Origin of the sequence: Vibrio sp. T13N, from assembly GCF_032970445.1 — a bacterium.
GTDB lineage: Bacteria > Pseudomonadota > Gammaproteobacteria > Enterobacterales > Vibrionaceae > Vibrio > Vibrio diabolicus.
In genome coordinates, this window is sequence record NZ_JAWJYE010000023.1 from 1 (window position 1) to 22,865 (window position 22,865).

General features: G+C 42.8%; 23 protein-coding genes. 11 read left to right on the top strand and 12 right to left on the bottom strand.

Going from position 1 to position 22,865, the window contains the following annotated elements; translation table 11 throughout:
- The 7 genes from rfbB to R2S67_RS21615 all read left to right on the top strand — a co-directional run.
- Window positions 1–1,026 (top strand): dTDP-glucose 4,6-dehydratase (rfbB, locus tag R2S67_RS21585; protein ID WP_317347013.1); only part of this gene is annotated, 1,026 nt, incomplete at its 5' end.
- Entirely contained in the window at window positions 1,026–1,892 is an 867-nt protein-coding gene (rfbA, locus tag R2S67_RS21590; RefSeq protein WP_048625665.1) for a glucose-1-phosphate thymidylyltransferase RfbA, read from the top strand. The genes rfbB and rfbA, both read left to right, overlap by 1 nt.
- Window positions 1,893–2,312, top strand: a complete 420-nt coding sequence (locus tag R2S67_RS21595; protein ID WP_048625666.1) for a sugar 3,4-ketoisomerase — start codon at window positions 1,893–1,895, stop codon at window positions 2,310–2,312.
- A complete protein-coding gene (locus tag R2S67_RS21600) occupies window positions 2,290–2,760 on the top strand; it encodes an acyltransferase (RefSeq protein ID WP_047009430.1) in 471 nt (156 codons plus the stop codon). Before R2S67_RS21595 ends, R2S67_RS21600 begins: the two co-directional genes overlap by 23 nt.
- Window positions 2,753–3,862: a DegT/DnrJ/EryC1/StrS family aminotransferase gene (locus tag R2S67_RS21605; protein WP_176318937.1), complete on the top strand. Its 1,110-nt coding sequence runs from the start codon at window positions 2,753–2,755 to the stop codon at window positions 3,860–3,862. The genes R2S67_RS21600 and R2S67_RS21605 overlap by 8 nt, the downstream gene beginning before the upstream one ends.
- Window positions 3,859–4,791, top strand: a complete 933-nt coding sequence (locus R2S67_RS21610) for a glycosyltransferase family 2 protein (protein ID WP_301609987.1) — start codon at window positions 3,859–3,861, stop codon at window positions 4,789–4,791. The genes R2S67_RS21605 and R2S67_RS21610 overlap by 4 nt, the downstream gene beginning before the upstream one ends.
- Window positions 4,788–5,651, top strand: a complete 864-nt coding sequence (locus R2S67_RS21615; protein ID WP_086046452.1) for a hypothetical protein — start codon at window positions 4,788–4,790, stop codon at window positions 5,649–5,651. The genes R2S67_RS21610 and R2S67_RS21615 overlap by 4 nt, the downstream gene beginning before the upstream one ends.
- 52 nt (window positions 5,652–5,703) lie before the next feature.
- Here the strand turns inward: R2S67_RS21615 and R2S67_RS21620 are convergent, their stop codons facing one another.
- From R2S67_RS21620 to R2S67_RS21675, 12 genes are all read right to left on the bottom strand, one after another.
- Window positions 5,704–6,384, bottom strand: coding sequence for a cytidylyltransferase domain-containing protein (locus tag R2S67_RS21620; protein WP_317347016.1), 681 nt, complete (start codon window positions 6,382–6,384; stop codon window positions 5,704–5,706).
- A gap of 2 nt (window positions 6,385–6,386) precedes the next feature.
- Window positions 6,387–7,022: an HAD family hydrolase gene (locus R2S67_RS21625; protein ID WP_048626030.1), complete on the bottom strand. Its 636-nt coding sequence runs from the start codon at window positions 7,020–7,022 to the stop codon at window positions 6,387–6,389.
- Window positions 7,006–8,616 (bottom strand): aldolase catalytic domain-containing protein, encoded by a 1,611-nt coding sequence (locus R2S67_RS21630; RefSeq protein ID WP_317347018.1) that lies wholly within the window; start codon window positions 8,614–8,616, stop codon window positions 7,006–7,008. Before R2S67_RS21630 ends, R2S67_RS21625 begins: the two co-directional genes overlap by 17 nt.
- Before the next feature lie 103 nt (window positions 8,617–8,719).
- Window positions 8,720–9,994 (bottom strand): lipid IV(A) 3-deoxy-D-manno-octulosonic acid transferase, encoded by a 1,275-nt coding sequence (waaA, locus tag R2S67_RS21635; protein WP_317347019.1) that lies wholly within the window; start codon window positions 9,992–9,994, stop codon window positions 8,720–8,722.
- A complete protein-coding gene (waaF, locus tag R2S67_RS21640; RefSeq protein ID WP_213970591.1) occupies window positions 9,988–11,043 on the bottom strand; it encodes a lipopolysaccharide heptosyltransferase II in 1,056 nt (351 codons plus the stop codon). Before waaF ends, waaA begins: the two co-directional genes overlap by 7 nt.
- Window positions 11,040–11,762, bottom strand: coding sequence for a glycosyltransferase family 25 protein (locus R2S67_RS21645; RefSeq protein WP_317347020.1), 723 nt, complete (start codon window positions 11,760–11,762; stop codon window positions 11,040–11,042). Before R2S67_RS21645 ends, waaF begins: the two co-directional genes overlap by 4 nt.
- Window positions 11,759–12,745 carry a lauroyl-Kdo(2)-lipid IV(A) myristoyltransferase gene (gene lpxM, locus R2S67_RS21650; RefSeq protein WP_086459295.1) on the bottom strand — a complete coding sequence of 329 codons (987 nt, stop codon included), beginning with the start codon at window positions 12,743–12,745 and terminating at the stop codon, window positions 11,759–11,761. The genes R2S67_RS21645 and lpxM overlap by 4 nt, the downstream gene beginning before the upstream one ends.
- A gap of 127 nt (window positions 12,746–12,872) precedes the next feature.
- The gene (rfaD, locus tag R2S67_RS21655; RefSeq protein ID WP_017634969.1) at window positions 12,873–13,814 is read right to left on the bottom strand and encodes an ADP-glyceromanno-heptose 6-epimerase; all 942 of its coding nucleotides are present in this window, start codon (window positions 13,812–13,814) and stop codon (window positions 12,873–12,875) included.
- 148 nt (window positions 13,815–13,962) lie between these two features.
- Window positions 13,963–16,155, bottom strand: a complete 2,193-nt coding sequence (locus tag R2S67_RS21660) for a YjbH domain-containing protein (protein WP_317347021.1) — start codon at window positions 16,153–16,155, stop codon at window positions 13,963–13,965.
- On the bottom strand, window positions 16,152–16,910 hold the full coding sequence (locus tag R2S67_RS21665; RefSeq protein WP_140051702.1) for a capsule biosynthesis GfcC family protein: 759 nt from the start codon (window positions 16,908–16,910) through the stop codon (window positions 16,152–16,154). The genes R2S67_RS21660 and R2S67_RS21665 overlap by 4 nt, the downstream gene beginning before the upstream one ends.
- Window positions 16,907–17,587, bottom strand: coding sequence for a YjbF family lipoprotein (locus R2S67_RS21670; protein WP_140051701.1), 681 nt, complete (start codon window positions 17,585–17,587; stop codon window positions 16,907–16,909). The genes R2S67_RS21665 and R2S67_RS21670 overlap by 4 nt, the downstream gene beginning before the upstream one ends.
- A 68-nt stretch (window positions 17,588–17,655) precedes the next feature.
- Window positions 17,656–17,877 (bottom strand): hypothetical protein, encoded by a 222-nt coding sequence (locus R2S67_RS21675; RefSeq protein WP_005535462.1) that lies wholly within the window; start codon window positions 17,875–17,877, stop codon window positions 17,656–17,658.
- Window positions 17,878–18,281: 404 nt separating this feature from the next.
- Here R2S67_RS21675 and R2S67_RS21680 point away from each other — a divergent pair, with 404 nt between their 5' ends.
- The 4 genes from R2S67_RS21680 to R2S67_RS21695 all read left to right on the top strand — a co-directional run.
- Entirely contained in the window at window positions 18,282–18,800 is a 519-nt protein-coding gene (locus R2S67_RS21680; protein ID WP_025795463.1) for an outer membrane beta-barrel protein, read from the top strand.
- Between the two features lie 64 nt (window positions 18,801–18,864).
- The gene (locus R2S67_RS21685; protein WP_301610704.1) at window positions 18,865–21,567 is read left to right on the top strand and encodes an SLBB domain-containing protein; all 2,703 of its coding nucleotides are present in this window, start codon (window positions 18,865–18,867) and stop codon (window positions 21,565–21,567) included.
- 76 nt (window positions 21,568–21,643) lie between these two features.
- Window positions 21,644–22,642: a Wzz/FepE/Etk N-terminal domain-containing protein gene (locus tag R2S67_RS21690; protein WP_301576640.1), complete on the top strand. Its 999-nt coding sequence runs from the start codon at window positions 21,644–21,646 to the stop codon at window positions 22,640–22,642.
- A gap of 37 nt (window positions 22,643–22,679) precedes the next feature.
- On the top strand, window positions 22,680–22,865 hold a 186-nt coding region (locus R2S67_RS21695; RefSeq protein ID WP_317347024.1), incomplete at its 3' end, for an NAD-dependent epimerase/dehydratase family protein.

The following is a 22,865-nucleotide window of genomic DNA, read 5'->3' on the forward strand; positions in this document are numbered from 1 at the left end:
TCAGCTGTTGTCCGACATATCATTCGTGACACCCAAGATACCGTTATCAATTTAGATAAACTGACCTACGCAGGGAATCTAGARTCAYTGGTTSRTGTCTCAGAGAGTGAACGTTACCACTTCGAGCAAGTGGATATCTGTGAYCGAGCTGAACTAGACCGCGTTTTTTCAGAGCATCAACCCGATAGGGTGATGCATTTGGCCGCCGAATCTCATGTCGATCGCTCTATTGATGGTCCTGCTGCTTTTATTGAGACCAACGTGATGGGCACTTACCATTTGCTTGAAGCGGCGCGTCAATATTGGTCGAACCTAGATGAAGCGCGCCAATCGGCATTCCGTTTTCATCATATTTCTACGGACGAAGTGTACGGCGATTTAGAGGGAACGGATGATTTGTTCACCGAAACCACCTCATACGCGCCGAGCAGCCCATATTCCGCATCTAAAGCGTCGAGCGATCACCTGGTTCGCGCTTGGCAACGTACTTATGGTTTACCAACACTTATCACTAATTGCTCCAACAACTATGGCCCGTACCACTTCCCAGAGAAGTTGATCCCTCTGATGATTTTAAATGCCCTTGATGGCAAGCCGTTGCCTGTGTATGGCGATGGTATGCAAATCCGAGATTGGCTGTTCGTGGAAGATCATGCTCGCGCGCTGTACAAAGTGGTCAACGAAGGTGAAGTCGGTGAAACCTACAACATTGGTGGCCATAACGAAAAAGCMAACATCGAAGTGGTGAAAACCATTTGTGCTTTGCTTGAAGAGTTGCGACCAGACAAGCCGGCCGGGGTCGAGTCTTATGAATCTTTGATCACTTATGTCAAAGATCGMCCTGGTCATGATGTGCGTTACGCAATTGATGCCACCAAGATCGCTCAAGAGCTTGGCTGGACGCCAGAAGAAACCTTTGAAAGYGGYATTCGCAAAACCGTGGRATGGTACCTCAATAATCCRCAATGGTGGCAGCGTGTGCTTGATGGCTCATACAGTCTTGAGCGACTAGGAGCGGGCGAATAATGAAAGGYATTATTTTAGCAGGCGGCTCGGGCACTCGCCTTTACCCTATTACACGYGGYGTCTCTAAGCAGTTGCTGCCGGTTTATGACAAACCAATGATTTACTACCCGTTGTCAGTACTYATGCTTGCGGGCATTCGTGAAATCTTGATCATCACCACGCCAGAAGACCTAGAGGGTTTTCAGCGCCTATTAGGTGATGGCTCAGAGTTTGGCATTGAGTTGCAATACGCGATTCAGCCAAGCCCAGACGGCTTAGCCCAAGCGTTCATCATTGGCGAAGAATTCATTGGCGATGATTCAGTATGTTTAGTGCTGGGTGACAACATCTTTTATGGGCAAGGTTTTTCGCCGAAGTTGCAGCAAGCCGCTGCCTTAACGGAAGGTGCGACGGTCTTTGGCTATAAAGTGAAAGACCCAGAGCGCTTTGGTGTGGTGGAATTTGACGAAGAGATGAGAGCGCTATCGATTGAAGAGAAGCCAGTCGAGCCAAAATCCAATTACGCCGTGACAGGGCTGTATTTCTACGATAATCGCGTCGTGGAAATTGCCAAAACCATCCAACCGTCCCATCGTGGCGAGCTAGAAATTACGAGTATTAACCAAGCTTACTTAGAGCAAGGGAAGTTGACGGTTGACGTACTAGGGCGCGGCTTTGCGTGGTTAGACACGGGGACACACGGCAGCTTGCTTGAAGCGGCGCATTTTGTCGAAACGATCGAGAAGCGCCAGGGCTACAAAGTGGCTTGCTTAGAAGAGATTGCGTATCGCCGAGGATGGTTAACACGAGAGCACATTCAAGCTGCAGGAAAAGCCTTATCTAAAAACGATTATGGCCGCTATCTTCTAGAGTTATTGGAAGAATAAATGTCGAATATACCGCTAATATCTTTTCAGAAAATGGGTGATGAGCGAGGCTCATTAATCTCGTTAGAGCAACATAAAAACATTCCTTTTGATATCAAACGCATTTACTACATCTTTGATACACAAAGCGGTTTAGCAAGAGGCTTTCATGCGCACTACGACTTAGAGCAAGTCGCTATCTGTATGAAAGGTAGCGTGACTTTCGTCATTGATGATGGCACCACGAAAGAGAAAGTGACGCTTTCCTCTCCCGATGTAGGACTGCACATCAAAGGGTTAAAATGGCGTGAGATGCACGACTTTTCTGAAGATTGTGTACTGATGGTCGTAGCCAGTGAGTTATACGATGAAGCCGACTATATCCGTGACTATGACACATTTCTTAAAGAGGTAGCCCATGCGAATTCATGCACTCAGTGATGTTGCTTCATCGGCGATTGGCGAGGGGACATCTATTTGGCAATTTGCCGTGGTCCTTGCTGGGGCTAAAATTGGTCGTGACTGTAATATCTGTGCGCATACCTTCATCGAGAATGATGTGGTCCTAGGAGATAGAGTCACCGTAAAGTGTGGCGTTTACCTCTGGGATGGCATTGAAATTGAAGATGATGTGTTCATTGGTCCAGCAGCGGCTTTCACGAACGACAAGTTCCCACGTTCAAAAGTATGGCCAGAGGCATTTCCAAAAACAAAAATCCTGTCAGGCGCCTCCATTGGCGCCAATGCCACAATTTTGCCCGGCATAACCATCGGAAAAAATGCGATGGTTGGTGCAGGCAGTGTGGTCACCCGTTCAGTGCCAGACTATGCGGTTGTGGTTGGAAGCCCAGCCAAGATAGTACGTTATGTAGAGAAAAATAATGGTTAATTTTTTAGAGCTAAAGCGCTTAAATTCCGAGTACGAAGACGAATTGAAACAAGCCTGTGCACGCGTGATTGAATCTGGCTGGTATATTCTTGGCAAGGAAACTGAAAAGTTTGAACAAGCATTTGCTGACTACTGTGGTGTTAAACACTGTATAGGCGTTGCGAACGGTCTAGATGCTTTAACACTGACGTTAAAGGCTTGGCGAGAGCTAGGCAAAATCAACAAAGGTGATGAAGTTATCGTACCGGGTAATACCTATATCGCATCGGTATTGGCGGTCACCGAAGCGGACTTGGTACCGGTGTTTGTGGAGCCGGATGAGCAAACGCACAATATCAGTCCTGAAGCGATTGAAGCGGCGATTACAAAAAAGACCAAAGTGATTTTGCCGGTGCACCTGTATGGTCAGTTAGCCGATATGCCAGCGATTATGGCGTTGGCGACAAAACACAATCTTCTCGTGTTGGAAGACAGCGCTCAGTCTCATGGTGCGACACTTGCTGGTAAGAAATCTGGCGCATGGGGGGATGCCTCAGGTTTTAGCTTCTATCCGGGTAAAAACCTAGGTGCGTTAGGTGATGGTGGTGCTATTACGACCAGCGATGATGAGCTGGCAGAAACTTTGCGTGCCCTTCGTAACTACGGCTCTCATGTTAAATACCAGAATCTTTATCAAGGATTGAACAGTCGTTTGGATGAAATTCAGTCGGCGATGTTGTCAGTGAAACTGAACTACCTTCCAGCGCAGACGAAAGCGCGTCAGGAGTTGGCGGAATTTTACTTACGTGAAATCAACAACCCGAATATTATCTTACCGGAAGTAGCTGAGCCTGATGCCCATGTATGGCATTTGTTTGTGGTGCGAACTTCACACCGAGATGCATTGGTTAAGCATTTATCAGAGCATGGTATTCAGACACAAGTACATTACCCGATAGCGCCGCATAAACAGCAGGCTTATAAAGAGTTCAGTCATCTGTCATTGCCGCTGACGGAGCAGTTGCAAAATGAAGTGCTGTCATTGCCGATGTCGCCCTACTTGAGTGAAGACGAGAGTCAAAAAGTGGTCGATGCAATCAACTCTTTTAAGGTTGAGCAATGACACAAGAGCATGTGCAAGTATTAGAAGATGTGGTTTATGTCTTCTTTTGCTACAAACAATCAAGTTATCTCGATAAAACGCTTCCGGCGGCATTACATCAAACAGCATGGCCGAGCCAGCTGTTAGTATTGGACGATTGCTCTCCAGATGATAGCCATGAAAAGATTCTATCGCTTTTAGAGTTTGCGCCTAAAGGATTAAATATTGAATATCGCCACAATACGCAAAATGTTGGTTTAGTTAGCCAAATCAACTCCTTGCGGGGGCAATACCAAAATAAGCTCATTATTGTACAAGCTGGCGATGATATAGCGATGCCTAACCGAGTTGAGGAAACTTATGAAACTTGGTTGAAAAATGGTAAACCAAGCTTAATTATTGGTGGTTACGACAAAATTTCTGAGCAAGGCGATATCATTGAGCCATTTGAATCGATCAAGCAAAATAAAAAGCCTTACACACTCGAAAATATTATTGATAGAAAGTGTGCAGTAGATGGTTGTTGCGCCGCTTTTACCTCGGATGTACTGAACGAGTTTGCTCCTTACAACAAAGACATCATCAATGAAGATCGCATCAATGTCCTCCGAGCCTTTTTGTTAAATGGTATTCATCATGAAAACAAAAAATGGATTCAATATCGACTAGGTGGCATATCAACGTTCGCAAAAGAAACACGCGAAGAAAAATATAACAACACAGTTATCAATGCTCAGCGTGAGCTGCAAGATCTTAAAATGAATTTACGAGATGCACAGAGTAAAAATGCCAATGAAGCTGTGAGTGCGATTAAAAAACGGATGCGTTCCGCTGAGTTTATGGCATCACTTCCACAATCAAATTTTGCTTTGTACAGCGAAGCGATTTGTTATCTTGTTAAAACATTGGATTATCGAACGGTTTTAAAAGTTTTGCGTAGGTTAAAATGAGTACAATTAGAAATATAAAGCAATCGATAAGTATGAAGAGGCATTTTGCTTCAACTTTCCGTTCATTCAAAAAACGAAGTGATAAAAGTACTGACTCACCTAAAGACTTTTATCGTACATATGAGAAATGTACAGTTTTAGGTAATGGACCATCCTTAAAATCAGATATTAATAATATCAGTACAGATACTGATGTGATTGCTGTGAATCACTTTTCGGAGTCTGAGCACTTTACGACTTTGAAGCCCAATAAATATATTTTGATTGATAGCTATTTCTGGGATGAAGCCACTCATAGTTCGTTGGTGGAAAAAAGAGATAAATTGTTTAAAGATCTAAACGAACTTGTGTCTTGGAAAATGCAATTGATTATTCCTGACTTTGCAGACATAGCGTTCATTCAGGGAAATATCAAAAATAGCAACATAGCTGTAAAAGTGCTTCGAGCAATTCCTAGTAATGTAACCAATATTAAATATGGGCCAATAGCATTATCTTCAGGTATTGTTGCACCTCCAGCTGTAAATGTTCTTATCTTTGCTGTGTATGTGGCAATTTTATGTGAATATGATTCAGTGGAAATATTTGGGGCAGATATGAGCTTCCATAATGATGTCCATGTCGATCAAGAAAATAACCAGCTTTATATGGTCTACAAGCATTTCTATGGAAAAGAAGAGAAGTTGCCACTTCTAGAAAACCCTCAAAAGATCAAACCTTTTAACATGACGGACTTGATGCGATTAACTTTTCTGACGTTTTATGCACATCAACTGCTGAATAAATGGGCAGAGCTAAAAGGGGTAAAAGTCATAAATAGGTCTAATTTTTCTATGATCGATGCTTACCCTCGGCGGTGAAATTACAGGTAAGTAGACGCTACAATGGTAATGCCCACTTACCTATGATTATTTATCTATTTTTCTGTAACCAAACGGACTCTGCGAAAGTAAAGTCTTCTGGCCAATCTATATCAATTGAGCTCTCTGCATCCTGTATRTACATCGAAGGCTTTARTCCAATTCGGTCATTTAGTTTTTTGTAGTTTTCGACGCTATTTAAAAAGACTGAGCTATCGATTTCATACAAAGGTTCAATCGTCTGAGTTCTTGGCCATTTTTCTATATTACGATCGTAGCTAATCGGTCTGTCTTTATTCCAAATAAAACCGCGTAGCTCTTTGACTGTCATTAATGAATCATATCCTTCAGAGAGGCTCGCGAGATATTGTTTTAGAATTGCRCGATAACCGGATTCATCGAGGAAAGGCGAGGTTACATGAGTCCAAAGTACGTGACCTGTAGTAATAATCGAAGGAACGTATCTAATAAGATCATCAGTGCTTGTTGAACTTGAGCCTAAGTGCTCTGGGCGTTCATCTATTCGTATGCGAGAATCTTTATATGTTGAAGCAAACTCTAGAACAACGTCRTCGTTTGAAGATACGACTATCGAATCTAGATCAKTTATATTGATTAACTGATCCAGTTTGATTTTTAGCAACCCACCTTTTACACCAGCAAAGTCTTTGGTRTTTTTGTTTGGGATACGTTCACTGCCTTTTCGGCATGGTAAAAAGACATGGACACTCATGCTTACCAACTCCTTAGAATATTGAAACCTTCACTTTTTGATAAGCTTTCAAGCTCTTCTTTTACATTTGAAAAAGGAAGATAGCCAAGAAAATCAATATTATTCTCTTTGGCTGCGTGAAAGTCTGATAATGCGTCACCGATCATTAGAGCCGCGCCTGAAGACTCCTTTAGGATGGTTGCAACGTTATCTGCTTTCGCGGTAGGTGATCCTAGAATTAACGTAAAATATTGCGCCAGCTTTCTTTTAACAAATACTTCTCGTAATTCGTCTTGAGCAGATCCACTCGCTACATAGAGTTTGGCTGGGCAATCTGTAATTGCTGCAATAAAATTAGGCGTTAGTTGAGCTTCCATGTATAGCTCTTCACACTGCTTTGAGTAGAAGCTTAGTATATGTTCGTACAATGCTTCATCTGTATTTAGGATGAAATGTTCAACAAAGTAACTCACATGATGAAAACGCGATTTGCCAAAATTAGCTTTAAAGTAATTGCAACAATTGTCTATTTCGAGCTCTGATACTTGGGCCATGCGTAAAGCATTACGCATGGCATCAATTTTGAGGTTATTTGAGTCTAAGATCACGCCATCGCAGTCAAAAATAACAGTATCATAGCCATTAAATAGCGGGTGCATAAATAGACCCTGCTTTTACTGGATAAGTGGTTGGGGTTAACGCTTGAATTGATGTACTTCCAAACTGCTGACTAACCATGCTAAAGATCTCATTCATTTCCATTTGGCGTCGGTCAGTCACATCATAACCATCAAAACCAACGAGAGATATCTTCTGYGCTTGACCTATAAAAGCGATACATAACGCATATGCAGCGGTATTGTCATACGGTAGTGTACAGTAGTTTTTATGGGCGGTGAGAGTATCCTTCTCTATGGTGCTACTGTAATCAATCATAGAAATATTACTAAATTTACTTAGCTCGTCTTCGTCAAAGCGGTTCTTTGGCAAAAATACGGGTTTGGCTACCTCTGAGTAATGGCTGCTTTCTGACAAGTATTTAGAGTTATGAGATACAGCAAAGTAATCGAAAAGCTCAGTGTTAATCTCATGCTTTGTATTGATGCCAATTACGATAGGCTTTCKAGTCTTAATGTATGTCTCGATCGCGACTCTATGTGTTGCMGYATTGGGCGTATTAGTGACCAGTAAAATTTCTTTTCCTGAAAAGATCCCTGATAGGTCTGATTGGCTTTCAGTTGGTTGGCTTATTTTCCCTACAGTAAGCGCTTCTTCTAAGAYATCACCATTATAGCTTGTCGTACCTTCTAGCTTTTTTAAATGCTCGATAGCACCAACAATTTCTTCTGTTCCGTAATTAGGATTAGAAAGCATATTYTGAATATAAGTTGGGTGAATATCGTTTTTGGCTCCCAAGTAATATAGAAGGCTTGAGCCCCAACCGTATCTTCTTTGCATTGGCTCAAAATGGCGAATAACTAGTTCATATATTGCTGTTGGCAAGTATTTATCTAGTCCATCAAGTTCGGCGAGCAGGTTTTCGGTCTGGGCGTTCCCAGCGCCTCGYCCCATTCCGGTAACSGTCACATCCAACCATGTAACACCATTCGAACGAGCTGTCATCGTATTAGACATTGCTTGACCCATGTTGTTATGGGTGTGGATGCCAATGTCGCCATCCCAGTTTTGCTTTACAATTTCGGCAATGCGAGTGACTTCTGCACTATCCATATTACCGAGAGAGTCAGCAAAATAGATGACGTCAGGGTTTGCTTTTGCTACCGCCTGTACTTTTTCCGCTATAACCTCGGATGGTTTTCCGCCCGCTTGCATCAGATTTAAACCAACGATATACCCCATTTCTTTGAAAGCTTTAATCATGCTTTCACACTGCTCTGCTTCATTGAAATGTGCCGCGATACGAACGAGATCAACTTTACTTTCTTGTGCTGGTACAAAAAGATCATTGATGGCAGCGACAACAGGTTTACCCGCATCTAGCAAAGTTTTTGCGTCAACCATTACGCCGTATGTCGGACCTTTCGGTAGGTGTAGCGTGTTTAGAAACTCTTCAGTCGTATAAGCAAATGGACCACTGTAAACAGACTTAGGATAGTTACGAAGCCCTAACTCAACATAATCAATTTTAGCTTTTGCAACTGCTGTGAGGTAAGCGGCAACGACTTCTGGTGAAAAGTCCCAGTGGTTATAGTAGCCACCATCGCGAAGAGTACAGTCTAAAATTTTTTGCATAATGGATATTCTTTTTAAGTTAAACAGGTAAAGTGCTTAGTACAGTAAAACATACAAGCTTAATAGTAAAAGTGAGGTATTTATCAAACTAATTATTAAGTTATTACTTATCACTTTGGGGGAGTAAGCTCATTGTTCGGTTTAGAGCGCCTTGATTGGATGAGGCCCATTTATTAGCATGCAAAGCTCGGAGTAAATATTTATCTTGTTGAGAAATGATCTCTGTAGTCCTTAGGGCAAGGGTCGTTGAGTCTGGCACAATTAAGATACCATCCACAGCTAGTAAGTTTTCAACAATCTCCTTAAAGTTGAAATAGCTGGGGCCAGTAATGATGACTTTTTCTAACATGGCAGGCTCTAGCACATTGTGCCCACCAACCTTATCTCCAATTAGGCTTCCACCCATAAAGCAGATGTCCGCTGCGCCCATCAACGTTAGCATCTCACCCATTGTATCGCCGAGATAGACTTGAGTATTTGTCTCTACTGCATGCGTTGAAGTACGACGCACAGTGCTAAAGCCTTGCTGTTGGCAAAGCGTGAATACATCATCAAATCGTTCTGGATGTCGAGGAACCAAAATAAGTAAAGCATTTGGATGAGATTTTAAAACTTGTCTATGCGCATCTAATACCTGCTCGTCTTCGCCTTTGTGGGTGCTAGCTGCAATCCAAATCGGACGATCGTTTCCGATCTGAGCACGAAGTTGCTGTCCTTGCTGTTTCACTTGCTCTGATATTTGAATATCGAACTTAATCGAACCGGTAACGGATAGTTTCTTTTTCTCGACGCCTAGTCGTTCGAAGCGCTCTGCATCTGAATCTGTTTGGCAGAGTACTTGAGTTAGGCATGGATGAAGCTGGTTAAAAAGCCGCTGTATTTTGGCGTAGTTCTGACACGATTTTTCAGATAGGCGCGCATTCACGACAGTTATAGGGATACCCGCTTTGTGAACATTGTGAAGCGTGTTTGGCCACAGCTCAGTCTCAATGATCAACATCTGTTTTGGTTGCACTGCTTTAAGAAAACCTTTGATAGCGAACCCAAAGTCAATTGGCATATAGCGGTGTTCAATTAAATCACCCAACTTAGCAATCTGTTCAGCTCCGGTACTTGTTGTTGTAGTAACTAGAATAGATTGTTCGGGGTTTTGTTCCTTAAGGGCTTTGATTAAAGGTGTTGCTGCTATGCTTTCACCAACAGATACGGCATGTATCCAAATAGGTTTGTCGTTGCTTTTTAGCTTGGGAGTGATACCAAAGTGCTCTTTCCAGCGAGAGCCGAACTTAGGCTTATTTGGTTTGCTCTTGTACAAACCAAATAAAAGCAGCGGTGACGCTAGGGCGAGTAGTAAGGTATAAACAATACGAACTAACATGAGCTTATCGTAATGGCGTCAAGTTTTTGGATACTATCTAGCACTTGCTTAGGCGAAAGTTCTGTCAAGCACTTAAGGTGTTTGTATTGACATTCACGCTGAAAACAAGGGCGACAATCAATATCGGTATGAACAATCTCCACTTTTTCTGCGAGTGGGGGTGTGTACTTCGGTGAAGTTGAGCCATACACGGCAACAACATTGCAACCAACCGCAGCTGCCACATGCATTAAGCCTGAGTCATTCGCGACAACAGTCTTGCATGCAGCAAGTAGGTCGACCGCTTCAATTAAGCTGGTTTGTCCTGCTAGAACATGAATGTTCTCATGGAATTGCGTCGGGACAAGTGCGCGGATATTGTTACAAGTCTCTAAGTCTTTTTGAGAACCAAACAACCAGATTTGATGCCCAGATCGAGCCATTTGCGTCGCAACTTCAGCGTAGTGTGTTTCTGGCCATTTCTTGGCAGGACCAAATTCTGCTCCTGGGCACAGTCCAATGATTGGTTGGTCTTGCGTTAAGTTGAACTTTTTGAGCGTGGCTTGTTGCTCAGCCGCGTTGATTGCAAGGCGCGGGCGAGGCAAGGTTTCAAGCCCGCCAAGAGAGTTAGAATCCACCATTTCTGCTTTTGGATAAGCTAACGCTACATAGCGCTCTACCATGTACTGAAAAGACTTCATGTTAGGGCGTAAGTCATTCAATAAACCATAGCGCATTTCTCCCTTCCAGCCAGTACGAAGAGGAATGTTGGCAAACCATGGGATCAGTGCTGATTTCGCTGATTTAGGCAAGATATAGGCGTGGTCATATTGCTTTTCACGTAATGATTTACCAATTTCCCTGCGGCCTAATAAGTTAAATTCACCATGACCGATAGGCATTTCAATCGCTTGGTGGATTTCTGGCATACGCTCAAGAATCGGTTTACACCATCCTGGAGCGATAACGTCAATTTGGCTATCTGGATGACGTTGCTTTAATACGATATATAACGATTGCGACATTACCATATCGCCGACCCACGCAGGGCCAATGACTAAAATCTTCATGCTTTGTTTTTCCAGTATAGGAATTTCAAAATTGACTCATAAGTTCTAAAAAGTTCAGCGTATATTTTATTCGCAAGAGTCATTTTGGATTTATCTTTTCTTTTACCACCAATCGTCGAAGCAATCTCAGCTCTAGTAAAAAGATCTGGAGACACGCTGTAAACTTGGACACCATGTTTCCATGGTTTTTCCATGTAGTCATCGACTGGTTCAATAAACTCTTGAGCATGCATAACAAACTTTGAGGCTGCCTTAGGTGTGACGATATAAGCGGTGGTACCACAAGTTCCAGCAGAGTAGCCCCCTAGCAAATGATTATCATCAATAGGTACGATTGGGGTGAATACACGCTTCTGAGTGGCAGACAACTTGATGTAGTCATAGTTAGAAGTCAATGGAAGGGTATGTTCGAGTACTTGCTTTAGCCCCTCTACGGGGTCGACGTTGTCTTCTAAGATGACGATCGGTTCATCAAGCTCAATACAGCGAACCCACAACTCGTAATGGCTTGCAAAACAGGCGACTTCACTAGTTTTTAATTGATACCCTTTACGGCGTAGAGTAATGGTTGGACGACTTTTTTCTGAATGAAGAAAACTGTTAACAGAGCCATCTACGGCATCAAAAAATTCAAACGTAATGCCTTGTTGTTTTAACTTTTCTTCAATACGTTCTCGGCGATCCAGCGATCGAGCCAAGCTTACGACAAATACTTTCACTGCACTTTCCAGTCGCTGTTATATCTTGGTTTAAACAAATTGTAATAGTTATTGCCGTCTTCTTGAGAGTGCAGCAACTGCAGTACCCACATGTATTGTTCGGGTTTATCACCGACAAAATATTCAATGGCTTCATTACAGGTACGAGCGTCTTGCTCTTCGCCTTTATCCAGCTCAAACGCCGGTAAAATCTCAATATCAAACGTACCGTCTTCTGTGTTCATCGACGCAAATAGAGGCAATACTTTTGAGCGTGATAGTTTTGCAATTTTGCCTAAACCAGGTAGCGTTGCTTTACGTGTGGCAAAAAAATCGACAAACACACTATGCTCTGGGCCGTGATCTTGATCGGGTAGATAATACCCCACATAGCCATCTCGAATGGATTTCAGAAAAGGCTTAATGCCACCTGAGCGTTCATAAACACGACCACCGTATTGAACTCTTTGCTTGTGCATCAGCCAGTCGGCAACATCATTCTTTTGTTTCTTCGCCATTGCAGAAACTGGCATTCCCATTGAAGCGAGCAAGATAGCAGGCACATCAATTGCCCAAGAGTGGGGAACCATTAAAATCACATTTTCGTTGTTATCAATGTGCTGTCGTAAAATGTCTAGGCCGCGAATTTGGCAACGGTTCTGAAGCCACTTTGGTGAGCGTAAACTTAGTAACCCGAAGCGAAAAAAGAACATGGCTGCTGTGTAGAGTGTTTTTTCTATCAAAGCTTCACGTTCTTGGAACGACTTTTCTGGAAAACACAGCTCAAAGTTAACCCTCGCTCGGTGAGCTGGCCCTTTGTGGGATTTCGACAGTTTTTTGGCTATGGTTTTCGCCAACCACTTTTGTAAACCCAGTGGCATTAATGATAAAGGTAAAAATAAGAGAACACCTAACCACGTGCCCCAGTACTTAGGCGACAGAAAGTGGCGCTTAAACTCAGGGTTATATGCTTTAGGGTCGAAGTCATCACGTTTTATGGTCATGGCGTGTCTAGTTACCTATTCGTGTACGGGCGAAGTGGTTTAAATGAGAAAAAAGATAGTTAGGAATGATACAGGCTATTGCACTTGAGTAAAGGTGGCAGGTTATGGTTCTACCACCTTGTGGTGCTTAACTGTTTTGGATAGTCAAGTATTCGGCAACGCCTTCTGCAACTGTCTTGAATTCAACATCACAGCCTGCGGTGCGCAGTTTGGTCAGATCCGCTTGTGTGAATTCTTGGTAAGCGCCTTTTAGGTGCTCAGGGAATGGGATGGTTTCAATTTGGCCTTTGCCATGATGCTTGATAACTGCTTTTGCTACCTCTTCAAAAGATTCAGCACGGCCAGTACCACAGTTAAAAATGCCTGATACGCCGTTTTCTAAGAACCACAGGTTTACTTTACAGACATCACCAACGTAAACGAAGTCGCGTTTGAATGATTCGCTGCCCGCGAACAATTTAGGATTTTCACCTGCGTTAAGTTGGTTGTTTAGGTGGAACGCAACTGATGCCATGCTACCTTTGTGGTCTTCACGTGGGCCATATACGTTGAAGTAGCGGAAGCCGGTGATTTGAGAAAGGGTCTCACCATGTTCTTCAGCGTCTTGCCATAGGCGACGAACGTAGTTATCAAACTGCTGTTTCGAGTAACCGTATACATTCAGTGCGCCTTCGTATTCGCGTTCTTCAACGAAAGTATCTGTATCGCCGTAAGTGGCTGCTGAAGAAGCGTATAGGAATGGAATCTCGCGATCTAAACAGTAATGAAGCAGCTCTTTAGAGTACTCGTAGTTGTTTAGCATCATGTACTTACCATCCCACTCAGTCGTTGCAGAGCAAGCACCTTCGTGGAAAATTGCCTCAATCGGACCAAAATCATCGCCCGCCATAATTTGGGTCAGAAAGTCGTCACGATCCATGTAATCTGTGATGTCCAGATCAACTAAGTTCTTAAACTTTTTGCCATTTTTTAGGTTGTCGACAACCAGGATATCGTTAATACCAGCTTCGTTTAGTGCTTTAACAATGTTGCTGCCGATCATGCCAGCGCCACCAGTTACGATGATCATAGAACTTCCACCATAGATTAAAATTTTCTCAGGAATTCTAGCAAGAAACGAAAAGTAGCGCTATTGGAAGCAGGAAGATAGGTTTGAGTCTTCTATTGCTCAGTATCTAGATATGAAAAAGGGAGCCTCAGCTCCCTTGATTACTTTATTATTCCACATCCGAACGGTTAGGTCTTTGGTACCAAGGATTTCGTTCGTCGGTTAACTCAATTAAGCTGTATTTGCGGCCGAGCTTCTGCCCTCCGTCACGAGTAAGAGGCTGCCAACTAAAGTTCGCACGATTGTTACTTGGCTTAACGGTCATGATGTCAAACGGAATCGACAAGTAGAAACCTTTAGTAAAACTACCTTCACCAAATTCATCCGCAGACAAGTCTGTAAATGAGGCAAAGGCGCCAGCAATTACGCCACTCTTGAACTGCTTAGAAACATTGATTTGTGTACCAACATCGCCAGCTAGGAACTGACCAACATCGACTTGGATCATCAAATCTTGCAGGAATTCCCATTGAGGGTAGTAGTAACCAGATACAAAACCAGTGAATCCTTTATCAATAACTTGGAACGGACGTCCATATTCTGGCACGTTTTGCCATTTCTCATCGTAAACACCGAAGTAACTTTGTGGATCACGTTGAGAAATTAAGTTGACGTCAGCGCCAATCGCCCAGTTAGCTCCTTGTGGTCGGTAAAGAAACTCGGTACCGACTCCAGCAAACATGCTCTCCAGATAACCCGCGTAGAATTGCTGATCCATGGTATTGGAATACTCTTGGAACCAAGTCAATTGTAGGTTTGACATGGTTACAGCATGTTCATTTTGGTAAGCGCGGAACATGGTGCGAACACGAGGAACGGTAGTGCTATCAGGTGGAGTGACATAGATAAACTTATCGTAGTTGTTATACCAATCCCAGTATAACGAACCGCCAATTTCAAGGTTGTCCGTTAGCCAGTATGAGGCATTACCGCTTAGCCCTACACTAAAGAGATAGAAATCTTCAGCGTTTCCGAGAGTTTGAACAAGCTTAGGTGCAAAGCCCCAATCAAAACGTTCAAAACCATCATAGACAGATTCTCCACTTGGCTTATTACTAGCTTTTGCGGTTGCATCTTCTATTTTGGGGTTGATGTAATTAACTTGGGCAAAGTCGCGATATTTCTCCTTGGAAATAATCGTTTGTTCGCCGACTAAGCCTCGGCTACGTTCATTGATCGCATAGGTATCAATATCGTCAGGCATTTCATTATGAAGTACAGCCGCCGCTTTTTCGTGTGCCTCGTTGCGATCACGATATTTCTTCTGCTCACCAACGACAGTTACTGTTTTATCATCAACATAAATACGCGTGTTTTGGTAACCAGCAATTTTATCTAAATCTTCTGTTACACGTTTCCAATCAATATCAGACAATTCTTCAGGTTGGTTATCTTCGATTTCTGGTGTTGGCGTGTCTCGCCAGAATGATGGCATGTCATTGAAATTAGTGTTTAGCGTTAAGCCCGCGACCAACGTGTCGCCGCGTTCATAACTTAAACGAAAATCGGCCATTCCTAAACGGTAAAGCACACCAAAGTTCCATGGCGTGTGGGGAGACATATCTACACCAGCCTGAATTACAGGGTAGTCTGTGCTGTAATCGTTACCGTCGTATTCAAGCTTGAAGCGAAGAGGTTTATGAAGAGTTTGATATTCAATACCACCAAAAAGGGCAGCAGGGCCTTTAAAGGCTCTATCGAAGTTAGTTGTTCCGCCTGTAGATAGAAATTCTGAAGGTCTATCGCAGAATTTGTCTGATGCTTTACAAAAAGGGTTTGTGACCGTATCTCTAGTGCCTAGGTAGCCCCAGCCCATACCTAAAGTAAAATCAAAAGTACCTAATTTCGAATTAGAATATCGTTTTGTCGCCGCCAGAAACTCAGCATCAAAAAGACCAGTACCAGCAAAGTCTCGGACACCGAGAGAGAGCTCAGGAATATACTGAGACTCTTTTAGCAATCGAACTTTGAAGTCTATACCTTTATCGGTGTACTCATTATCAACATTAGGAAAAGTTGGGTCGTAGGGTATTGAGGCTACTCTCGTATAACGAATAGTCGTCTCCAACCAAGGCATAACTTGTAATGTTGCATTATAAAAAAGGTATTCATCACTTCCAGTGACAGAAAAGTTGAATTCCCCTTCAGGGGCCATACGTCCGGTTGGCATCTGCATTAAGCCAACACCACCAAAGTCAGACTGAGAAGGCTGTAACGTGGGAGCCTCAAAGGGTATTTCTTGAGCCCAAACCAATGCTGGACCCATTAAAGAAAGGGTTAAGCTTTTTCTAATTGGCATCATTGTGGTCTCTTTGTGGAATTTGGTATCAGTTGAGTGAGTAGGCGGACAATGTCTTGGTCCATTTCGGAGTATTCAAGTTCACCAAACGGAATATATACCAATGTCAGAGGTGGTAAGTAATATTGTGTTGTTAACCAAGCTCCGTGATGCGGCTTAACTACGTGACCATCTGGGTAGATCAACACTGGCGGTGTTGATAACGTACCAATGTTACTTTTCAAATTCTCTAACTGTCTCTGCAAAGGGATGCCTGCTTGCTCCTTAATGGAATACACGCTATTTAGGTTTCCCAGGTAATACACTTTTTCTTCGCGTAGAGGGCTTGCGAGCAGGTAATTGCCGCGCAAAAGCGGATTGTCGAATTTATTTAGTCGAATTTTATCAACATCGATCGCAGACAGTAAGCGTGGTGCAAAGTTTTGCTTCTGAATAAATTTGTAGAATGGATGCGCAACCAAATTGTGTTGAATCATTTGATTGAGTACCGAGTTCTTTAAAGCGGTAGAGGTTTTCTCGGCATTATCTGATTTATCAAACAAAGTCGTACCAAGAGAGTATTGTAGTGAGACGTTTTGCTCCGTAGCGAGTGCTAACACACTTTCTAAACGAGCAGGCCCTTGGAATTTTAGCTGTTTGCCTACCTCCAGCAACTCAACATTTAATGGCTGTGTAGTAGAGGCTTCTGTTTGAGCGAAGCCATGTGTGCTCAAAAGCGGCATGACCAAACCGAGTAATGTGAGTAGTTGCTTGCTCATGATTTGCTATATCCCTTCAAAATGGTTAACTCAACCGGAATCATATTTGGCCCTAGGTGTTGTAAGGTTTTAACGACCTGACCTTGTTCATTGACCCAATAGTAGTTTTCGACCGCTCGAGAAAGGCTACTAAACTCAACAACTTCTCTATATACGTTGGTTATAGTGCTAGAAATAGGTGTTGTTAACGTTTCTTGGCCTGAGTAAGAGCGCGTTACATTTGCTGGAAAGCCATAACGGTATTGTGTCGCCCAATCGTATGAGAGTGCGTAGTTGACAGAGGTTGAATCTAAAGAAAAATCTGGCACATCACCGTAAACGCCCGCTAAGTCCCCACTCTGTAGACCAATCGTTTTGACAATATGTCCATTTTCCGTAACGAGCATTGCTTTATCGGCGCTTACCCATTTTAGTTGTTTTTTACCACTGAGTGGGTTTCGTTCCGCGAAAGCTAAAACAACAAACACCTGTTTTTGATTTCCAAGTTTCAAGTAGGCACTGGCATATGGAACAGCATTTATTTCTTCTGGTGTCATCTCTACATCAATGTAGTTACCGTACGCTTCTTGGACGGTTGCTGAAACATCATTGAATTTCTGTGTGCAGCCAAAGAGTAAACTTAGTAGCGGAAGAGTGAGGAGTGGTTGTATCCATTTAGACGTTCGGAAGATATTCATTATTCCCTCTTACAAATAAAATCGCCCTGAGTCATTCAGGGCGATTATCTTCTATCTACAAAACGAAATTAGTTTGTAGAAGTAGAAGTAGAAGTAGATGTTGAAGTAGATGTTGAGTCGCTATCTGACGCTGCAACTGCTACTACAGTTACTGCTGCTGCTGCACCTACTGCTACAGCTGTTGTGCCTGTTGCAGATGCAGAAGCTGCGCCTGCTGAACCTGCTTCTTCTGCTGCAAATGCAGTTGATGCGCTTAGAGCCATAAGAATAGCTAGAGCTGTATTCTTCATTATTAATCCTTGTATATCCGGTATAAAAACATCGATGTTTGGTAGCATAAAAAATGCTCCAAATTATATTCTAGATAAAAAAGCCTTAGCATGTAAATAGTTTCTTATTTTGCTATGGCTTACGATCTCATTTCTAACACCAGCGTGACATTGTGCGGTTATCTTGCTCCCTTGCTTGCTGATAAACTATCAAGAGTGCATAATTTGTCGGCCTATTTCCTCCAGCACTAGAGGCTTGGAGTCAATAGGTCGTTTTTACTTACACCATATAGAAAGCGATACAGTGGCTTACGCTCAACGCCTCAGGGCGGTAGCGTGCCAACTCTTCAGTATTTAATGGCCTGCATAGCACGCTTAACTTTGCTTTGGCAGCCCATATTATTACCAGTACTAGGGACTTTTACGTGATAAGAAAGCAGCATTGTTTAGGAATACTTAGTGCACTGGGCTTAAGCCTGAGTTCTTTTTCAGCGTCAGCCGATTTTTATGCTGGTGCGTTAGTGAGCTACTCAAATGCAGAATTGAAAAGCTCGTCTTCTGAGTCCGTAAAAGAGGGGAGTCCTTTCCTTCTTAGTGCGCAAGCAGGGTACTTCTTTAATGACTACATTGGTCTCGAAGGACGTTATGGGACATCAGTTCAACGTGACAGTGGTCTTGCCGTTGATAGCGCTTTGAGCGGCTTTGTTAAGTTGAATATGCCGGTTTCAGAGCGAGTTGCACTTTATGGTCTAGCTGGGTATTCAAGCGTTCAGCTTGATCTACAAAATGTAGGTTCTCACAAAGAACAAGGATTTAGTTTTGGGTTAGGTATGCACTACGCTTTAAATAACCAAAGCGCGGTGATATTTGAGTTCGTTGATAACGTCTCTGAAGACCAAGTTCGCCTTAACTCGATTACATTAGGTTTTCAGCACCGTTTCTAATTTAAATACCTAGAGCTCAAACTTGGGGCTAGGGTCTTTTATTCAATTATTATAGTGACATACCATGTTTAAAGGATATTTCTCTATTGCCGCTTTTATATTGGCAAGTACGTTTGCGTCTTATTCAATGGCACAAACACCCACTCCAGAACAAATGAAAATGTTTCAAAATCTACCCGCCGACCAACAACAGGCCTTGGCGAGTAAATATGGTTTCTCCATTCCTTCTAGTTCATCTTCAAACAAGTCTCCTTACGAAAACCCGCAAGTAATCAAACCTAGAGCTGAATCTAGTGGCGCTGTATCTTCCAATATCGAAGAACAATGGCTCAAAAAAGGTGAGCAGGAAGAGCTTAAACGTTTTGGTTTAGATCTTTTTGCTGGTTCTCCAAGCACTTTTGCTCCGATCAGTGATGTTCCTGTGCCAGCAAATTACACCGTGGGTGCAGGTGATGAAATCATTGTGCAGTTGTTTGGTAAGGAGAATGAAACGCATCGTTTACGCGTAAATCGTGCGGGCACAATCAACTTCCCCTCACTTGGGCCGGTAAATGTTGCTGGCATGCACTTTTCTGATGTACGTGACTCCCTGACTCAACGAGTAAAAGAGCAAATGATTGGTGTGCGCAGCGATATCTCATTGGGTGAATTACGCACCATGCAAGTGTTTGTAATGGGGGATGCATATAAGCCTGGTGCCTACACGGTTAGCGCATTAACGACAATTTCACAAGCTATTTATTACAGCGGCGGTTTTGGTGAAAGTGGGGCGCTGAGAGATATCCAGCTAAAGCGTGATGGTAAAATCATTCGTAAGTTGGATATGTATGACCTTTTACTAAAAGGTGATGCAAGTAATGATGTGCGCTTACTACCGGATGATGTTGTTTTAATTGGTTCTGTTAACGATACAGTGTCTATAGAAGGCGAGATCAACCGTCCGGCAATTTATGAAGTCAAGGCCGGTGAAACTTACCAACAACTTATTCAGATGGCAGGTGGTTTTACTGCGAATGCTCATGTCGAGCAGTTGGAGATAAAACGCTACGCTTCACATGGCGCTCGTGAGGCTTTGACACTTGATTTCAATAAAACGCAAGATCGACAGAGTAAAGTTAAAAATGGCGACGCCATCAAGATCTTGAAAAAAAGCGAAGAGCTTACTCGTTACGTGCAGATAGAGGGGGATGTTCGTCATCCTGGCTATGTGGAATGGCGTAATGGCCTTCGTGTTGCCGATCTTTTCAAATCTGTTGACTCAGCTTTTAATTCTACAGCTGATGTTAACTATGCCGTTGTGGTAAGAGAGATTAATCCACAGCGTGATATTGAAGTGTTCCAACTAAGTTTAGCCAACGCAATTCTATCACCAGGTAGCCGAGACAACCTCCAGTTACAATCACGAGATCGTATATTGGTTTTCAACCGCTTTAATAACGAAGATTTGGATACATTGGCAACACAAGAGGCTGTTTCAAAAGCAAAAACATTGGAGCAAGCGCAAGAGCAAGCTGAGCTGGAACAACAGAAAGAGCAAGAAGTGATGAGCTCTTCTGTTGCCGTTTCGCATTCAGAAAACGGTATGCTGAACAACCAGAACGCCACAGAGCAGGCGAAACCAGCTAAAATCATTTTCCGTGGTAAAGAGATTACAGAGGAAGACTTTGAAAAGCTGAAGCAAAATACTCGTCGCACTTTACTTGCCCCAGTGTTGTTACAACTTCAGCAACAGTCTCGTTTGGGGCTAGCCCCTCAAATTGCTGAAGTCTTTGGTGAAGTGAAGCACCCAGGACGCTACCCGATCACTCCAAGAATGACGGTATCAACGCTTATTGAAGCTGCTGGTGGTTTGACTTACAACGCATTCACAATTAATGCAGAACTAGCGCGAACCGCGATTAATAGTGCGGATGAGCGTGCGTATATTGATGTTGAACGTATTGATTTGCGTAAAGCAATCCAAGGCAGTGCTTCGGACGATGCAATTATCGTAGGCCGAGATCGTTTGAACATCCTAGAAAAGCCAAATGTGAAGCTACAAAGTACAGTCACTTTACAGGGTGAAGTTCGTTTCCCTGGAACCTATACCGTGCGTCAAGGTGAAACTCTGAATGAGTTATTGGAGCGAGCGGGCGGTCTAACCGAGTTTGCTCACCCTCAAGGAGCAATATTTACGCGTGAAGCATTACGCTTACAAGAGCAGAAGCTATTAAATCAATACGCAGCGGATATGCGTAAAGAAACCGCGAAGAAAACGTTTCGAGCAGATAGTAATATAGGTTCTGTAATTTCAGACCCAGAAAAAACGTTAGCATTTGTTGAGGAGGCAAGTCGCAGCAAAGCACTTGGCCGTATGGTGGTACAGTTAAACCGTATCTTAAAGGGTGAGCGTTCAGCAGACTTTATGCTAGAAGATGGAGACTTCCTCTTTGTGCCGACCTTCCGCAACACAGTCTCAATCATGGGAGAAGTTCAGGTTCCAATTACCTACTTGTTGGACGACAAACTTGACGTCGATGATTATCTGAACAAAGCGGGTGGTGCTAAAAAGCAAGCGGACGAAGACCGCATTTTTGTAGTGCGTGCGGATGGTTCTGTTTACAAGCCCTCATCAGGTTATTGGTTCGGAAATAATAAAGAAGGGTTAAAAGCTGGCGATACCATCGTTGTGCCAATTGATACTGACTATAGAGATGCACTAAGTACTTGGACAGCTGCGACACAGATCCTATATCAAACTGGTGTAGCGATTAACGCATTGAAATAAATTAGTGGCAACTATTTGTTGTACTTTTTTCTAAAACTAGAACAGCATAAAGTACTCTTCTAACTAGCGGTACTTTATGCATCATCAATATACGAAAAAAATGAATCGAGAAAATTACTCAGATCGGTCTTTACCGTGCCCGACGGAAGCAGATTTCGCCCGTCCAAAGGAAATAGATCTACGTGAGCTTGTCATTAACCTATGGAAAGGAAAGTTTATTATCTTGGTTGTGACGGTTTTGTTTGGCGTTGCTTCTATTATATATGCTCTCTCATTGCCCAATATTTATAAAGCAGATACCTTACTTGCTCCAGCAGAGACCTCAAGTAGTGGAGGATTATCTAAAATAGCAGGGCAATTAGGTGGGCTTGCGACGCTAGCGGGCGTAAGTTTGGGAGGGAGTGAAAGTAGCCAAACAGATTTAGCTATCCAAGTGTTAACGTCGAGGAAGTTTATTAATAATTTTATCTCATCTCACGGTTTGCTCGTACCATTAATGGCAGTGAAAGGTTGGGATATGGAGAAAAATACACTAATTCTTGACAACGAAGTATATGACTCTGAATCAAGTACGTGGATACGCCAACCAGATGGTATGAGAGGTCCTATACCAACCGCACAAGAAGCTTACGAAATATTCATAAAAGACATAATAAAAGTCTCTGAGAATAAAGATAGCGGATTATATACTATCTCTATTAGTCACAATTCTCCTTTTATTGCACAACAGTGGTTGTTATGGTTGATCGATGACTTAAATAACGTGATGCGCGAAAGAACTATTGCTGAAACATCAAAAAACTTAGAGTATTTAAATTTACAATTGGAAAAGACTTCTGTTGCAGACATGCAAAGCACATTTTACAAGCTAATTGAAGAGCAAACAAAAAGCTTAATGTTAGCTGAAGTTCAGGAAGAGTTTGTGTTTAAAATGATAGATCCACCAGTAATTCCTGAGGTAAAAGCTGAGCCTAAGCGAGCTCTTATTTGTATTCTGGGTACTTTACTTGGAGGAATATTTGGGGTCGTGATCGTTTTAGCGAAGTATGGTTTTAGGCATACTAAAATAAATTAATCTTGAGTGCATCAAGGTTGTAGGAGAAGTTGTTTTCATGAAAATTTTAGTAACCGGTGGAGCTGGTTTTATCGGCTCAGCTGTTGTCCGACATATCATTCGTGACACCCAAGATACCGTTATCAATTTAGATAAACTGACCTACGCAGGGAATCTAGAGTCACTGGTTCATGTCTCAGAGAGTGAACGTTACCACTTCGAGCAAGTGGATATCTGTGACCGA

Excerpts from the sequence above, each read along its gene's own strand:
- R2S67_RS21595 (WP_048625666.1), top strand. The coding sequence starts at position 1,893 with ATGTCGAATATACCGCTAATATCTTTTCAGAAAATGGGTGATGAGCGA.
- R2S67_RS21600 (WP_047009430.1), top strand. The coding sequence starts at position 2,290 with ATGCGAATTCATGCACTCAGTGATGTTGCTTCATCGGCGATTGGCGAG.
- R2S67_RS21605 (WP_176318937.1), top strand. The coding sequence starts at position 2,753 with ATGGTTAATTTTTTAGAGCTAAAGCGCTTAAATTCCGAGTACGAAGAC.
- R2S67_RS21610 (WP_301609987.1), top strand. The coding sequence starts at position 3,859 with ATGACACAAGAGCATGTGCAAGTATTAGAAGATGTGGTTTATGTCTTC.
- R2S67_RS21615 (WP_086046452.1), top strand. The coding sequence starts at position 4,788 with ATGAGTACAATTAGAAATATAAAGCAATCGATAAGTATGAAGAGGCAT.
- R2S67_RS21625 (WP_048626030.1), bottom strand. The coding sequence starts at position 7,022 with ATGCACCCGCTATTTAATGGCTATGATACTGTTATTTTTGACTGCGAT.
- waaA (WP_317347019.1), bottom strand. The coding sequence starts at position 9,994 with ATGTTAGTTCGTATTGTTTATACCTTACTACTCGCCCTAGCGTCACCG.
- waaF (WP_213970591.1), bottom strand. The coding sequence starts at position 11,043 with ATGAAGATTTTAGTCATTGGCCCTGCGTGGGTCGGCGATATGGTAATG.
- lpxM (WP_086459295.1), bottom strand. The coding sequence starts at position 12,745 with ATGACCATAAAACGTGATGACTTCGACCCTAAAGCATATAACCCTGAG.
- rfaD (WP_017634969.1), bottom strand. The coding sequence starts at position 13,814 with ATGATCATCGTAACTGGTGGCGCTGGCATGATCGGCAGCAACATTGTT.
- R2S67_RS21660 (WP_317347021.1), bottom strand. The coding sequence starts at position 16,155 with ATGATGCCAATTAGAAAAAGCTTAACCCTTTCTTTAATGGGTCCAGCA.
- R2S67_RS21665 (WP_140051702.1), bottom strand. The coding sequence starts at position 16,910 with ATGAGCAAGCAACTACTCACATTACTCGGTTTGGTCATGCCGCTTTTG.
- R2S67_RS21670 (WP_140051701.1), bottom strand. The coding sequence starts at position 17,587 with ATGAATATCTTCCGAACGTCTAAATGGATACAACCACTCCTCACTCTT.
- R2S67_RS21675 (WP_005535462.1), bottom strand. The coding sequence starts at position 17,877 with ATGAAGAATACAGCTCTAGCTATTCTTATGGCTCTAAGCGCATCAACT.
- R2S67_RS21685 (WP_301610704.1), top strand. The coding sequence starts at position 18,865 with ATGTTTAAAGGATATTTCTCTATTGCCGCTTTTATATTGGCAAGTACG.
- R2S67_RS21690 (WP_301576640.1), top strand. The coding sequence starts at position 21,644 with ATGCATCATCAATATACGAAAAAAATGAATCGAGAAAATTACTCAGAT.